The 13,855-nt window shown below is 52.3% G+C and carries 13 protein-coding genes; 9 read left to right on the forward strand and 4 right to left on the reverse strand.

Annotated elements, in window-relative coordinates; translation table 11 throughout:
- Positions 1-30 precede the first annotated feature (30 nt).
- On the reverse strand, positions 31-1,167 hold the full coding sequence (gene rlmG / locus OGV74_RS08310; RefSeq protein WP_003024789.1) for a 23S rRNA (guanine(1835)-N(2))-methyltransferase RlmG: 1,137 nt from the start codon (positions 1,165-1,167) through the stop codon (positions 31-33).
- 84 nt (positions 1,168-1,251) lie between these two features.
- Here rlmG and OGV74_RS08315 point away from each other — a divergent pair, with 84 nt between their 5' ends.
- The 4 genes from OGV74_RS08315 (at position 1,252) to sstT (ending at position 5,549) form a co-directional block, all read left to right on the forward strand.
- Entirely contained in the window at positions 1,252-1,752 is a 501-nt protein-coding gene (locus OGV74_RS08315) for a M48 metallopeptidase family protein (RefSeq protein WP_003024792.1), read from the forward strand.
- A gap of 72 nt (positions 1,753-1,824) precedes the next feature.
- Positions 1,825-2,823, forward strand: coding sequence for a Gfo/Idh/MocA family protein (locus OGV74_RS08320; protein WP_003846207.1), 999 nt, complete (start codon positions 1,825-1,827; stop codon positions 2,821-2,823).
- A gap of 270 nt (positions 2,824-3,093) precedes the next feature.
- On the forward strand, positions 3,094-4,062 hold the full coding sequence (locus OGV74_RS08325; protein ID WP_003828551.1) for a TerC family protein: 969 nt from the start codon (positions 3,094-3,096) through the stop codon (positions 4,060-4,062).
- A gap of 242 nt (positions 4,063-4,304) precedes the next feature.
- On the forward strand, positions 4,305-5,549 hold the full coding sequence (gene sstT / locus OGV74_RS08330) for a serine/threonine transporter SstT (RefSeq protein ID WP_003024801.1): 1,245 nt from the start codon (positions 4,305-4,307) through the stop codon (positions 5,547-5,549).
- A 16-nt stretch (positions 5,550-5,565) separates the two neighbouring features.
- Here the strand turns inward: sstT and OGV74_RS08335 are convergent, their stop codons facing one another.
- The 3 genes from OGV74_RS08335 to uxaC all read right to left on the reverse strand — a co-directional run bounded on the left by OGV74_RS08335 (position 5,566) and on the right by uxaC (position 9,243).
- Positions 5,566-6,120, reverse strand: coding sequence for a YgjV family protein (locus OGV74_RS08335; RefSeq protein WP_086504591.1), 555 nt, complete (start codon positions 6,118-6,120; stop codon positions 5,566-5,568).
- Between the two features lie 207 nt (positions 6,121-6,327).
- Entirely contained in the window at positions 6,328-7,815 is a 1,488-nt protein-coding gene (locus tag OGV74_RS08340) for a UxaA family hydrolase (protein WP_003024809.1), read from the reverse strand.
- Between the two features lie 15 nt (positions 7,816-7,830).
- Positions 7,831-9,243: a glucuronate isomerase gene (uxaC, locus tag OGV74_RS08345; RefSeq protein WP_003024811.1), complete on the reverse strand. Its 1,413-nt coding sequence runs from the start codon at positions 9,241-9,243 to the stop codon at positions 7,831-7,833.
- A 471-nt stretch (positions 9,244-9,714) separates the two neighbouring features.
- Here uxaC and OGV74_RS08350 point away from each other — a divergent pair, with 471 nt between their 5' ends.
- The 5 genes from OGV74_RS08350 to OGV74_RS08370 all read left to right on the forward strand — a co-directional run bounded on the left by OGV74_RS08350 (position 9,715) and on the right by OGV74_RS08370 (position 13,842).
- Positions 9,715-11,016, forward strand: a complete 1,302-nt coding sequence (locus tag OGV74_RS08350) for an MFS transporter (protein WP_003024814.1) — start codon at positions 9,715-9,717, stop codon at positions 11,014-11,016.
- 134 nt (positions 11,017-11,150) lie between these two features.
- Positions 11,151-11,927 carry a transcriptional regulator ExuR gene (gene exuR / locus OGV74_RS08355; RefSeq protein ID WP_003024817.1) on the forward strand — a complete coding sequence of 259 codons (777 nt, stop codon included), beginning with the start codon at positions 11,151-11,153 and terminating at the stop codon, positions 11,925-11,927.
- 348 nt (positions 11,928-12,275) lie between these two features.
- Entirely contained in the window at positions 12,276-12,938 is a 663-nt protein-coding gene (gene yqjA / locus OGV74_RS08360) for a DedA family general envelope maintenance protein YqjA (protein WP_003024820.1), read from the forward strand.
- Between the two features lie 18 nt (positions 12,939-12,956).
- Positions 12,957-13,325 carry an EnvZ/OmpR regulon moderator MzrA gene (gene mzrA, locus OGV74_RS08365; RefSeq protein ID WP_162838710.1) on the forward strand — a complete coding sequence of 123 codons (369 nt, stop codon included), beginning with the start codon at positions 12,957-12,959 and terminating at the stop codon, positions 13,323-13,325.
- A gap of 148 nt (positions 13,326-13,473) precedes the next feature.
- A complete protein-coding gene (locus OGV74_RS08370) occupies positions 13,474-13,842 on the forward strand; it encodes a DUF1090 domain-containing protein (protein WP_003024825.1) in 369 nt (122 codons plus the stop codon).
- The last annotated feature ends 13 nt before the right edge of the window (positions 13,843-13,855 follow it).

Here is a 13,855-nt window from a genome sequence, read left to right on the forward strand (position 1 = left end):
AAGGCGTTAACCGCTATCCGGCACAAGGGCTTAACGACGGCGACCGGTTTTGACCGCTTTTAGCACCACGAATTTATTATTGGTGGCGATGGTTACGCAGTTGCCGAAAATCTTCTTCAACTTGTGGAAGTAGTCGAGGTGACGGTTAGCCACAATGTACAGCTCACCGTTGATTTTCAGGCAGCGGCGGGCGTGGTGGAACATCTCCCAGGCGATATTATCGGTCAGCGCATGCTTCTGGTGGAACGGAGGGTTGCAGAACACCGCGTTGAAGCGGAACGGTTCTACGCCGGAGAGCGCGTTATTAATCATAAATTCGCTGCGATCCAGCGCGTCCGGCAGGTTGGTTTCCACGTTCAGACGGCTGGAAGCGACCGCCATCGGTGATTCATCAACAAACACCACGCTGGCTTCTGGGTTCTTCGCCAGCAGCGTCATGCCCAGCACGCCGTTACCGCAGCCGAGATCGACAATCTCGCCTTCCAGGTTTTCCGGCAGATGTTCCATAAAGAAACGTGCGCCGATGTCCAGCCCGGTACGGGAGAAGACGTTGGCGTGGTTGTGGATGGTCCAGTCGGTGCCTTCCAGCTTCCAGCTCAGGGTCTGGGCGGTATCGGCCAGCGCCGGTTTGGTAAAGGTGCCGTTGATCAGGCGCGCCTTTTTCCATGCCAGCGTGGTGGTGGTTGGTCCCAGCACTTTCTCAAACAGCTCCAGCGTAGAGGTGTGGATATCACGCGCTTTTGCACCGGCGATGATACGCGTCTGAGGCGTGACCACTTCACGCAGGGCGCGCAGTTGCTGCTCCAGCAGCGCCATGGTTTTTGGCAGCTTAATCAGCACCACGCCCGGCGCCTGCGGATAGTCAGCGGTACTGTCGAGGAACTTGACGCTCGACTCGGCAATATCGTTGTGACGCAGGTTCTCACGTGTGGCAAGCTCGCTGAGATAGGAGTCGCCAATGCTGTACGGCGTATGTTCCGCCAGCGCACAGCCCAGCGCACCGAAGGTATCATTCAGGATCAGCACCGGGCCGCTAATCTCGGTATCGTCCAGCTGTTGCAGCAGATATTCATCTGCAGCTTCCCACGCCAGCAGCGGGTTAACGTCATCCGTTTCCGGGAAACGTTTAAGTGACAGCGAACGGAAACCGTTGTCTATGTGGCTCATCGGCCCTCCTGAATGGTAAAATTTCGGCGTATCCCTGAAAAGGGTGCGTGAGTATACACTTTTTATACTTTATATGGGGCACTAATGAGTCAGTTGATCTATCTGCAAGGATATCCGGAGAATTTACTTTCCCAGGTGAGAACGCTGATTGCTGAGCAACGCCTGGGCGCAGTGCTGGAGAAGCGCTATCCGGGTACGCATGACTTCGCGACCGACAAAGCGCTCTGGCAATATACTCAGGATCTGAAAAATCAGTTTCTGCGTAACGCCCCGCCGCTGAATAAAGTCATGTATGACAGCAAGATCCACGTTCTGAAGAATGCGCTGGGACTGCATACCGCCGTATCTCGCGTGCAGGGCGGAAAGCTCAAGGCTAAAGCGGAGATCCGCGTGGCGACCGTTTTTCGCAATGCCCCCGAACCCTTTTTGCGTATGATTGTCGTTCATGAACTAGCGCATCTGAAAGAAAAAGAACACGACAAAGCGTTTTACCAGCTGTGCTGTCATATGGAGCCTCAGTATCACCAACTGGAGTTCGATACCCGCCTGTGGTTAACGCAACAATCGTTAAAGCAAACTGCGTAGTCGCGCACTGGCTTTGTCTTCAGGGCATGCTAAATTGACGAAAGAATCCCTTTTCGCAGCCTGAAGGCCTTTATGATACGTTTCGCAGTAATTGGCACAAACTGGATCACCCGCCAGTTTGTCGATGCCGCCCATGAAACCGGCAAGTATAAGTTAACCGCAGTCTATTCTCGTAGCCTTGAGCAGGCACAGACCTTCGCCAACGATTATCCCGTCGAACATCTGTTTACTTCGCTGGAAGCGATGGCGCAAAGCGAGGCGATCGACGCCGTCTACATCGCCAGTCCAAACTCCCTGCACTTCCCGCAGACCGAGCTGTTTTTGCGGCACAAAAAGCATGTTATTTGCGAAAAGCCACTGGCCTCCAACCTGGCGCAAGCCGAAGCCGCTATCGCCTGCGCACGTGAAAACCAGGTCGTGCTGTTTGAAGCGTTTAAAACCGCCAGCCTGCCTAACTTCCTGCTGTTACAACAATCGCTCCCAAAAGTTGGAAAAATCAGGAAGGCATTTATCAATTACTGCCAGTACTCCTCGCGTTACCAGCGCTATCTGGATGGTGAAAATCCGAACACGTTTAATCCGGCGTTCTCCAATGGCTCGATTATGGATATCGGTTTTTACTGCCTGGCCTCGGCGGTTGCGCTGTGGGGCGAACCACAGAGCGTTCAGGCCAGCGCCAGCCTGCTGGAAAGCGGCGTGGATGCTCACGGTGTGGTGGTGCTGAATTACGGTGATTTCAGCGTTACGCTCCAGCACTCAAAAGTAAGCGACTCGGTATTAGCCAGTGAAATTCAGGGCGAGTCGGGATCGCTGGTCATCGAGCATATTTCCGAATGCCAAAAGGTGTGCTTCGTTCCACGCGGGGGGAAAACGCAGGATCTGACGACGCCTCAACACATCAATACTATGCTGTATGAGGCAGAGGCTTTTGCCCATTTGGTTGAATCCGGCGAAGTGGATCACCCGGCACTGGCCGTCAGCCGTATCACCGCTAAACTGCAAACGGAGATTCGCCGCCAGACCGGCGTGGTTTTCCCTGCAGACGAAACGGTAACCTCGCTGACTGCGTAAAAGTGTGTAAATGGAATGTTGCAGGCCATTGACTGAATGCATGGCCTGTAATATTTTGTAACCCGCAAAGGGGAGTAACTTCGTTGTCGGTTGATCGTCATTACGATGTGTGAAAAATCACATCCGGTCACCGGGCGATAACAAAGGAATACGCCATCGTATTCCTTTGTTGTTGTAAGTGAGACCTTGCCGAATGGCAAGGTCTATGCATAAAAAGCAGCGGCTAACGTCATTCGGCGTTGGCCGTTTTTTTATGCATGGGGAAATACAATGAATACTGTCGGCACACCGTTGTTATGGGGTGGCTTCGCTGTCGTAGTGGTAATTATGCTGGCCATCGACCTGCTGTTGCAGGGTCGTCGTGGCGCACATACGATGTCGATGAAACAGGCTGCGGCCTGGTCAATCGTCTGGGTAACGCTGTCGCTACTGTTTAACGCCGCCTTCTGGTGGTACCTGGCGGAAACCCAGGGCCGCGCCGTTGCCGACCCACAGGCACTGGCGTTCCTGACCGGCTATCTGATCGAAAAATCGCTGGCAGTAGATAACGTCTTTGTCTGGTTGATGCTCTTCAGTTACTTCTCAGTGCCGCCTGCGTTGCAGCGCCGGGTATTGGTGTATGGCGTGCTGGGAGCAATTGTTCTGCGTACGATCATGATCTTCGCCGGCAGCTGGCTTATCACCCAGTTTGAGTGGCTGCTGTACGTGTTCGGCGCGTTCCTGCTGTTTACCGGCGTGAAGATGGCGCTGGCGAAAGAAGATGCCTCCGGTATCGGTGACAGACCGTTAGTACGCTGGCTGCGCGGCCATTTACGCATGACCGATACCATCGAAGATGAAAAATTCTTCGTGCGTAAAAACGGTCTGCTGTTTGTCACGCCGTTGATGCTGGTGTTGATTCTGGTTGAGCTGAGCGACGTGATTTTCGCCGTCGACAGTATTCCGGCTATTTTTGCCGTTACCACCGACCCGTTCATCGTGCTGACCTCGAACCTGTTTGCTATTTTGGGGCTGCGTGCGATGTACTTCCTGCTGGCGGGCGTGGCAGAACGTTTCTCCATGCTGAAGTACGGCTTGTCAGTCATTCTGGTGTTTATCGGTATTAAGATGCTGATCGTCGATTTCTACCATATCCCGATCGCTATCTCGTTAGGCGTGGTATTTGGCATTCTGTTTGTGACGCTGATTGTTAACGCATGGGTCAACCACCAGCACGATAAAAAGCAGCAAATACAGTAAGTTTCATCTGCTAGCTGAAAAGCCCGACAGCACACTGCGTGCGTCGGGCTTTTTGTCTATCATGTCAAAATAATGTTAACTCAAAGTTATAAAATATGATCTCAGCGCGGAATCCAGTATATTTCGCTTCCAGAACCCCGTTCTTTCCTTATACTCAGCCATGCAAACATTTGCCCCATCCTGAAAGATGCGTCAACAGAACGCACAAAGGTAAGGCAACAACACAATGAAAGGATCACGACATGACTACGCAACGTTCATCGGGGCTACTCTCGCGTTTGGCGCAAGGGAGCCTGGTTAAACAAATTTTGATCGGTTTGGTACTGGGGATTTTACTGGCACTGGTGTCAAAACCTGCGGCAGAAGCCGTTGGTTTACTGGGTACGCTGTTCGTCGGCGCATTAAAAGCCGTCGCGCCAATTCTGGTTCTGATGCTGGTCATGGCCTCTATCGCCAACCACCAACACGGGCAAAAAACCAATATCCGCCCCATTCTGTTCCTTTACCTGCTCGGAACATTTTCAGCGGCATTAGCCGCCGTTGTCTTCAGCTTCGCCTTCCCGTCGACACTGCACCTTTCCAGCAGCGCTGGCGATATCGTGCCGCCGTCCGGCATCGTTGAAGTAATGCGTAGCCTGCTGATGAGCATGGTTTCTAACCCAATTGATGCCCTGCTTAACGCTAACTATATCGGTATTCTGGTCTGGGCCGTTGGTCTGGGCTTTGCACTGCGCCACGGTAATGAAACGACCAAAAATCTGGTCAATGATATGTCCAACGCCGTCACCTTTATGGTAAAGCTGGTGATTCGTTTCGCGCCAATCGGTATCTTTGGTCTGGTCTCATCCACGCTGGCAACCACCGGTTTCGCAACGCTTTGGGGCTACGCCCAACTGCTGACCGTACTGGTAGGCTGTATGCTGCTGGTGGCGTTTGTGGTCAACCCACTGCTGGTCTTCTGGAAAATTCGCCGTAACCCGTATCCGCTGGTGCTGGCCTGTCTGCGCGAAAGCGGCGTGTACGCTTTCTTTACCCGCAGTTCTGCCGCCAACATTCCGGTGAATATGGCGCTATGTGAGAAGCTGAATCTGGATCGTGATACCTACTCGGTATCTATCCCGCTGGGCGCCACCATCAATATGGCGGGTGCGGCGATCACCATTACCGTGCTGACGCTGGCGGCGGTGAATACGCTGGGTATTCCGGTCGATTTACCGACGGCGCTGTTACTGAGCGTGGTGGCTTCGCTTTGCGCCTGTGGCGCATCTGGCGTGGCGGGTGGATCTCTGCTGCTGATCCCACTGGCGTGTAATATGTTCGGTATCCCGAATGATATCGCCATGCAGGTAGTTGCCGTCGGCTTTATCATCGGCGTATTGCAGGATTCCTGTGAAACGGCGCTGAACTCTTCTACAGATGTCTTGTTTACCGCGGCAGCCTGCCAGGCTGAAGACGAGCGTCTGGCAAATAACGCTCTGCGCGGCTAATCCCTGCGCCCCTCCGTTATCGGGCAGAGGGGCTCTTTTCTTGTACGCTTTTTTCAATTTTGAACGGATCAATTCCGCGTTTTTGCATCCGCCGGAAGCGAATAATGTTCAGGCCATTCATCACCAGAAAACTCCCTTCGATCATCGTCCCGCCAATCGATCCCAGCCAGAAATTATGGATAACCCAACAGGCGGTTGCGCACCACATTACGCAACGCACGGTTAACCCTTTGCAGCGAAACAGCGCCCAGGTGCTGGCCAGCGTGCCAATTACCGGTAACAGCTCCATCGCATGCTGTAATTTCGCCAGACCGAGAACCAGGGTGAGGATAATAAAAACGGTCATCACCCACAGTTTGCGGGTATGCATTGAGACAAGTGTGCGGATGGTGTTGAGTTCTGCGCTCATTCCCGCGGGCCAGGCGCCCATCAGAAAAAAATGCACGCCAATGGTGGCGCTATAGACAGCAAGTTGCAGCCGGAAGCGGCGCTCATCGCGATTGAAAAAGGTGGTAATGCCGATCAGAAAGGCGATGACACCTACGCCCTGGGCCAGCCAATACGCGGTCATGAATGATCCTTGTCAGGTAATGCAAAAACAAACGGCGCTCCATATTATGAAACGCCGTTTTTAGATTCCACCATAAACAAACTTACCCAAAAGATTTTGTGCTACAGCAAGGTGGCAAGTTCGCACATCCCCGAGAGCTTACATGAGTAAGTGACCGGGGTGGGCGAACGCAGCCAACACAGCTGTGGTGCAAAAGATGAAGGGTAATTACAACGTTACGCCGCTTTTAAAGATAGCCAGTTCCCGGAAATCGTTGCGCTCGTTGCAGGTTTGCTTACCGTTGGCGAACTCAACGATCGTATCGACAAACTCGCTCAGCAGTTGAGGCATCGCTTTACCGTGGATCAACTGTCCAGCGTCAAAATCGATCCAGTGCTTTTTCTTCGCTGCCAGCTCGCTGTTGGTGGCAATTTTCACCGTCGGTACAAAACCACCGTACGGCGTACCGCGACCGGTACTGAACAACACCATATGACAGCCCGCGCCCGCCAGCGCGCTGGTGGCGACGGCATCGTTGCCCGGTGCGCTCAGCAGGTTCAGGCCGTGGGTTTTCAGACGCTCGCCGTAGCGCAGTACGTCCACCACCTGACTGGAGCCTGCTTTTTGCGTACAGCCCAGCGATTTATCTTCCAGCGTGGTGATACCACCCGCTTTGTTGCCCGGCGATGGGTTCTCGTAGATCGGCTGATCGTGGGCAATGAAATACTGCTTGAAGTCATTGACCATGGTGACCAGCTTGCCAAACGTTTCTTCATCGCGGCAGTGGTCCATCAGCAGCTGTTCGGCGCCGAACATTTCCGGCACTTCGGTCAGCACTGTAGTTCCGCCGTTAGCAATCACGTAGTCGGAGAAACGGCCCAGCATCGGGTTGGCGGTAATACCGGAGAGGCCGTCAGAGCCGCCGCATTCCAGACCAAACTTCAGCTCGCCCAGCTTACCCGGTTCACGCTTATCGTTACGCATCACGTTGTACAGCTGGTGAAGATGTTCAATCCCCGCTTCCACTTCGTCTTCCTGATGTTGGCAGACCATGAAGTGAACGCGATCAGGATCGTACTCGCCTAAGGTTTCGCGGAAGGCATCCACCTGATTGTTTTCACAGCCCAGACCAACCACCAGCACCGCACCCGCATTCGGGTGACGCACCATGTTTTGCAGCATGGTGCGGGTATTAATGTGGTCGTCGCCGAGCTGTGAACAGCCGTAGGTGTGGCTGAAGAGATGCACGCCGTCGATTCCTTCGGCGTCGTTAGTCTCTTTCAGAAAACGGTTCTGCATCTGGCGTGCCATCGCGTTAACGCAGCCTACCGTTGGTAGGATCCACAGTTCGTTGCGCACGCCAACATCGCCGTTGGCACGACGGTAGATCTGCACATCGCGATCCGCCGGTTGTGCAACTTCCGCCTGAAAATCAGGTTGGTAGCGATACGTATCCAGGTCGCTCAGATTGGTACGCGTGTTGTGAGCATGAATATGCTCACCCGCCGCAACATCCACCAGCGTATGGCCAATTGGCAAACCGTATTTAATGACGTTTTCGCCTTTCGCAATATCGCATAAGGCGAATTTATGGCCACGAGAGACCGCCTGACGCAGGATTACCGCCTGCCCATCAACGGTGACTTCGTTTCCTTCAGCCAAATCAGCAAGCGCAACCGCGACGTTATCCAGCGCATGGATCTTGATGTATTGCATACCTTCACCCAGGCCTTAGTTCAGTTCAATGGCGAAATAATCGCGCGCATTGTTGAAGCAAATATTTCTGACCATTTCACCCAGCAGCTGGATATCTGCCGGTGCTTCACCTGCAGCAACCCAACGGCCAATCATCTGGCACAGAATACGACGGAAGTATTCATGGCGCGTGTATGACAGGAAGCTACGGCTATCGGTCAGCATGCCGACGAAACGGCTCAGCAAACCGAGCTGGGCCAGCTGCGTCATCTGACGTTCCATCCCGTCTTTCTGATCGTTGAACCACCAGCCGGAACCGAACTGCATTTTGCCCGGCATACCTTCGCCCTGGAAGTTACCGATCATAGTGCCCAGCACTTCGTTATCACGCGGGTTCAGGCAGTACAGAATGGTTTTCGGCAGCAGGTTTTGTTCATTCTGCTTGCTCAGCAGTTTGGACAGTTCTTCCGCCATCGGACGATCATTGATGGAGTCGAAGCCGACGTCCGCGCCGAGCAGTTTGAACTGACGCAGGTTGTTATTACGCAGCGCGCCGATGTGGTATTGCTGTACCCATTCGCGACGGGCGTATTCAGCGCCGAGGAACACCAGAACGGCGGTTTTGAACTGCGCCACTTCATGTTCACTCAGGGTTTCACCCGCCAGGCGACGCGCCAGAATGCTATCCAGTTCAGATTCGTTAGATTCGGCAAACAGCACCACGTCCAGCGCGTGGTCAGAGACTTTACAGCCGTGAGCTGCGAAGTGATCAAGACGTTTGGTCAGTGCAGCTTGCAGGTCGCTGAAGCGGCGGATATCCGTGTCAGACACTTCACCGAGCTTCGCCATGTAGTCATTAAAGGTCGCCAGCTCAATGTTAAAGGCTTTATCCGGACGCCAGCTCGGCAGCACTTTCACATCAAAGCTTCCGTCTTTAGCAACGGCCGCATGGTGCTCCAGAGAGTCGATCGGATCATCGGTAGTGCCGACCATTTTCACATTCATCTGCTGCATGATTCCGCGCGCGGAGAATTTGTCCTGCGCCAGCAGCTCATTGCACTGGTTCCAGATTTCGTCAGCCGTTGCCGGAGACAGCAGCTTACCTGTAATACCAAACGGACGACGTAATTCGAGGTGGGTCCAGTGGTACAGCGGGTTACCGATAGTGTGCGGAACCGTGGCGGCCCATGCGTCAAACTTCTCGCGATCGGACGCATCGCCGGTACACAAGCGCTCAGCGACGCCATTGGTACGCATCGCACGCCATTTGTAGTGATCACCCTTCAGCCAGATGTCATACAGGTTATTAAAACGGTAGTTTTCAGCGATTTGTTGCGGTGGTAAATGGCAGTGGTAATCGAAAATCGGCTGGTCTTTGGCGTAATCATGGTACAGACGGCGGGCAAATTCGGTGTCCAGCAGGAAATCTTCAGTCATAAACGGGGTCATTATCGTCTTCCTCTCAACGAGTGCGTCAGATTGCTTATGTTTTGATGTTGACAAAGTTATCACACCAATTTCTATACGCTGAAGATATTTTCGTGAGTTAGATCAACAAATGGTGACAAAAAAATTACTCTCAAAGAGGTAAATCACGCGTCAAGCCGCGCCAGTTCTGGCTTTGCTGAATCGAAATAATGACCACACGAAGATTCACACTTTTGTGATGGCACTCACCTTTTAAAGCTGTATGACAAGTTATCTTTTGGCCGTCGCGATACATAAGCCGACGGAATGCAAATTACCGATGGATATCCATCGGATTGACCGGTACGGAAACCGAATTAGCACAATTATTGACATGGCAAAGTTCGGGGAGTACCGGCTTTTTTTCGGTCCCCCCTCGTAAAAGAACATCCTCCGCCCTGAACTGGAAGATGACCGCTCGTTCGCGGACATAACAAAACGATGAGGTTTTACATGCGTAAAATTAAAGGGTTACGTTGGTACATGATTGCACTGGTGACACTTGGCACCGTGCTGGGTTACCTGACACGTAACACTGTGGCGGCAGCTGCGCCAACTCTGATGGAAGAGTTACACATCTCCACTCAACAGTATTCCTATATCATCGCAGCGTATTCTGCTGCTTACACCGTAATGCAACCCGTTGCCGGCTACGTGCTCGATGTGCTCGGCACAAAAGTGGGTTATGCGATGTTCGCCGTTCTGTGGGCCGTCTTCTGTGGCGCGACCGCACTGGCTGGCAGTTGGGGTGGACTGGCACTGGCGCGTGGCGCGGTAGGTGCCGCTGAAGCCGCAATGATCCCTGCGGGTCTGAAAGCCAGTTCTGAATGGTTCCCGGCAAAAGAGCGTTCAATTGCCGTAGGTTACTTTAACGTCGGCTCTTCTATCGGCGCGATGATTGCTCCACCGCTGGTGGTCTGGGCCATCGTCATGCACAGCTGGCAGATGGCATTCATTATTTCCGGTGCGCTGAGCTTCATCTGGGCGATGTGCTGGCTTGTGTTCTACAAACACCCGCGCGACCAGAAAAAACTGTCTGATGAAGAACGTGATTACATTCTGAATGGTCAGGAATCACAGCATAAAAACGCGACCTCGAAAAAAATGTCGCTCGGTCAGATCCTGCGTAACCGCCAGTTCTGGGGCATCGCGCTGCCGCGTTTCCTGGCAGAACCGGCATGGGGGACCTTCAACGCCTGGATCCCGCTGTTCATGTTTAAAGTCTACGGCTTTAACCTGAAAGAAATTGCGATGTTTGCCTGGATGCCGATGCTGTTTGCTGACCTGGGCTGTATCGTTGGGGGTTACTTACCGCCGCTGTTCCAGCGCTGGTTCGGCGTTAACCTGATCGTTTCGCGTAAAATGGTCGTCACCATGGGTGCATTGCTGATGATTGGCCCAGGGATGATCGGTCTGTTCACCAGCCCATACATTGCTATCGCCCTGCTGTGCGTCGGTGGCTTTGCTCACCAGGCGCTGTCCGGTGCGCTGATCACACTCTCTTCTGACGTGTTTGGTCGTAATGAAGTGGCAACGGCGAACGGTCTGACCGGTATGTCCGCCTGGCTTGCAAGTACGCTGTTTGCGCTGGTCGTCGGCGCACTGGCTGACACCATCGGCTTTAGCCCACTGTTTGCCGTACTGGCGGTATTCGACCTCCTCGGCGCGTTAGTCATCTGGACAGTATTGCAGAACAAATCGGCCAGCGAGGTAGAGTCAGAGTCGCAAACTGGCGATCCCGCTGCGCAAAGTTAACCGGACAAGATTTAACAAGGTTTTGTCATGCTAAGCCGCCAGTTATCTGGCGGCTTTTTTGACGTCGCGAGTGGAGCCGTAATCGTAAAAGTGGTATAACAAATAGAGTCTGCCGTATCATGCCTGGAGCGCATATGGAAATCACTGAACCACGACGTTTGTACCAACAACTTGCCGCTGATCTGAAAGAACGCATTGAGCAGGGCGTCTATCTGGTGGGTGAAAAACTCCCCGCAGAGCGCTTTATCGCCGATGAAAAAAATGTCAGCCGTACCGTGGTTCGTGAAGCGATTATCATGCTCGAAGTTGAGGGCTATGTAGAAGTGCGCAAAGGTTCTGGCATTCATGTCATTTCGAACCAGGCCCGTCACCAGCAGGCCACCGACGAATCGCTTGAATTCGCCAATTATGGTCCTTTCGAGCTGCTTCAGGCTCGTCAGTTGATTGAAAGCAATATCGCTGAATTTGCTGCTACGCAGGTTACCAAGCAAGACATCATGAAACTGATGGACATTCAAGAGCATGCGCGGAATGAAAAATGCTTCCGCGATTCCGAATGGGATCTGCAGTTTCATATTCAGGTCGCGCTAGCCACGCAGAACTCAGCGCTGGCCGCCATCGTGGAAAAAATGTGGACCCAGCGCAGCCACAACCCGTACTGGAAAAAACTGCACGAGCATATCGACGCACGTACCGTCGATAACTGGTGTGATGACCATGATCAAATTCTCAAAGCACTGATCCGTAAAGATCCCAATGCGGCAAAATTGGCGATGTGGCAGCACCTGGAGAATACCAAAATCATGTTATTCAACGAGACCAGCGATGATTTTGAGTTCAACGCCGATCGTTATCTTTTTGCAGAAAATCCGGTCGTTCATCTCGATACGGCAGTTAACAGCGCTAAATAAGCAATCTTTTCGATGCAGGCGCGACAAAGCGCCTGTTTCTCCTGCTTGGTAAGCATTAGGTATAAAGTGTCAGCCTGTGTAAATCCTCTCGCCTCCCTCCATTGCGATAAGCAAAATCACAGTTCAACAACCGTAATTTCTATAACGGACAACGTTGACCTTTGTTACAATTAGATGCTATTTGAATTTTTGTGTTTGAGAGCTTGCTTACTTCACAACTTTACAGGGAATAGTTCAGGCCGTGAATTTGTGTCAGACCGCGATCCATGTAAAAAACACCAATAAAATTGCGGCGTTACAAACTCCAGAAAACCGGCATGACGACAACCGATTCTCCAGGAATATTGAATGGAACTACTGACTCAATTACTGAATGCTTTATGGGCTCAGGATTTTGAAACGCTGGCCAATCCTTCCATGATTGGCATGCTCTATTTCGTACTATTTACCATTTTGTTTCTGGAAAACGGACTGCTGCCAGCGGCCTTTTTACCTGGCGACAGTCTACTGGTGCTGGTCGGCGTACTTATCGCCAAAGGCGCGATGGGTTTCCCGCAAACGGTGCTGCTGCTCACTACCGCAGCCAGCCTGGGTTGCTGGCTTAGCTATATCCAGGGGCGATGGCTGGGGAATACCCGCACAGTACAAAACTGGCTATCTCATCTGCCCGCGCATTACCATCAGCGCGCGCATCATCTGTTCCATAAGCATGGCTTGTCTGCGCTGCTGGTCGGTCGCTTCATCGCGTTTGTCAGAACATTACTGCCAACCATCGCAGGATTGTCCGGCCTGAATAATGCGCGCTTTCAGTTCTTCAACTGGATGAGCGGACTGCTTTGGGTTCTGATTCTCACAACACTTGGTTATCTGCTGGGCAAAACGCCGGTGTTTCTCAAGTATGAAGATCAGCTGATGTCTTGTCTGATGCTGCTTCCTGTGGTGTTACTGGTGTTTGGTCTGGCAGGTTCACTGGTTGTTCTTTGGAAGAAGAAATACGGGAACCGAGGGTAAATTATGCTGAAATCATGCATAACGCTCCGACGACTTGCCTGGTCCACCACTTTTATGTTGTTCATTGGCGCGTTGCTCCTGACCTGGTCTGTCATTCGCCAGCAGGAATCAACGCTTGCCATTCGTGCCGTAAACCAGGGAGCCAGCATGCCTGATGGCTTCTCTATCTGGCATCACCTGGATGCCAACGGCATTCGTTTTAAAAGCATCACTCCGCAAAATGACGCACTGCTGATTACCTTTGATTCCAGCGCGCAGAGCGCAGCGGCAAAGGTCGTACTTGATCGAACGTTACCGCACGGTTTCGTTATCGCTCAGCAGGATGATGATAATCAGGCGGTGCAGTGGTTATCCCGCTTACGTGATACTCCACACCGCTTTGGTTAATTTCCAGGAATCTGAATTAGATCACTCACTTTGGTGATTTCACCGTTTAGCGCCTATGATTAATAAACTGGGCTTATGACCCAACGTTTTATTATTCTGGAGCATCGACCCTAAACGACAAGGTCGAATCACAATGGAAGGTTCAAGAATGAAATACCGCATCGCTTTGGCAATTAGCCTTTTCGCTCTAAGTGCCGGCAGCTACGCCAACACCCTCTGTCAGGAAAAAGAACAAGACATTCAGCGGGAGATTAGCTATGCCGAAAAACACAATAATCAGAGCCGCATCAATGGACTGAACAAAGCGCTGAGCGAAGTCAGGGCAAACTGTACTGACAGCAAACTGCGCGCCAACCATCAGAAAAAAATCGCCGAGCAGAAAAATGAGATTGCCGAGCGTCAACGTGACTTAGCCGAAGCTAAGCAAAAAGGCGATGCGGATAAGGTAGCTAAGCGCGAACACAAGCTTGCTGAAGCTCAGAAAGAGCTAAAAGAACTCGAGACCCGCGATTACTAAGTACGGTAACTAG

The organism is Citrobacter sp. Cf116 (genome assembly GCF_030336505.1).
GTDB classification, from domain to species: Bacteria; Pseudomonadota; Gammaproteobacteria; order Enterobacterales; family Enterobacteriaceae; genus Citrobacter; species Citrobacter freundii.

Bases quoted from the DNA above. Each gene is read 5' to 3' on its own strand.
- rlmG (WP_003024789.1), bottom strand. From the start codon at position 1,167: ATGAGCCACATAGACAACGGTTTCCGTTCGCTGTCACTTAAACGTTTC.
- OGV74_RS08315 (WP_003024792.1), top strand. From the start codon at position 1,252: ATGAGTCAGTTGATCTATCTGCAAGGATATCCGGAGAATTTACTTTCC.
- OGV74_RS08320 (WP_003846207.1), top strand. From the start codon at position 1,825: ATGATACGTTTCGCAGTAATTGGCACAAACTGGATCACCCGCCAGTTT.
- OGV74_RS08325 (WP_003828551.1), top strand. From the start codon at position 3,094: ATGAATACTGTCGGCACACCGTTGTTATGGGGTGGCTTCGCTGTCGTA.
- sstT (WP_003024801.1), top strand. From the start codon at position 4,305: ATGACTACGCAACGTTCATCGGGGCTACTCTCGCGTTTGGCGCAAGGG.
- OGV74_RS08335 (WP_086504591.1), bottom strand. From the start codon at position 6,120: ATGACCGCGTATTGGCTGGCCCAGGGCGTAGGTGTCATCGCCTTTCTG.
- OGV74_RS08340 (WP_003024809.1), bottom strand. From the start codon at position 7,815: ATGCAATACATCAAGATCCATGCGCTGGATAACGTCGCGGTTGCGCTT.
- uxaC (WP_003024811.1), bottom strand. From the start codon at position 9,243: ATGACCCCGTTTATGACTGAAGATTTCCTGCTGGACACCGAATTTGCC.
- OGV74_RS08350 (WP_003024814.1), top strand. From the start codon at position 9,715: ATGCGTAAAATTAAAGGGTTACGTTGGTACATGATTGCACTGGTGACA.
- exuR (WP_003024817.1), top strand. From the start codon at position 11,151: ATGGAAATCACTGAACCACGACGTTTGTACCAACAACTTGCCGCTGAT.
- yqjA (WP_003024820.1), top strand. From the start codon at position 12,276: ATGGAACTACTGACTCAATTACTGAATGCTTTATGGGCTCAGGATTTT.
- OGV74_RS08370 (WP_003024825.1), top strand. From the start codon at position 13,474: ATGAAATACCGCATCGCTTTGGCAATTAGCCTTTTCGCTCTAAGTGCC.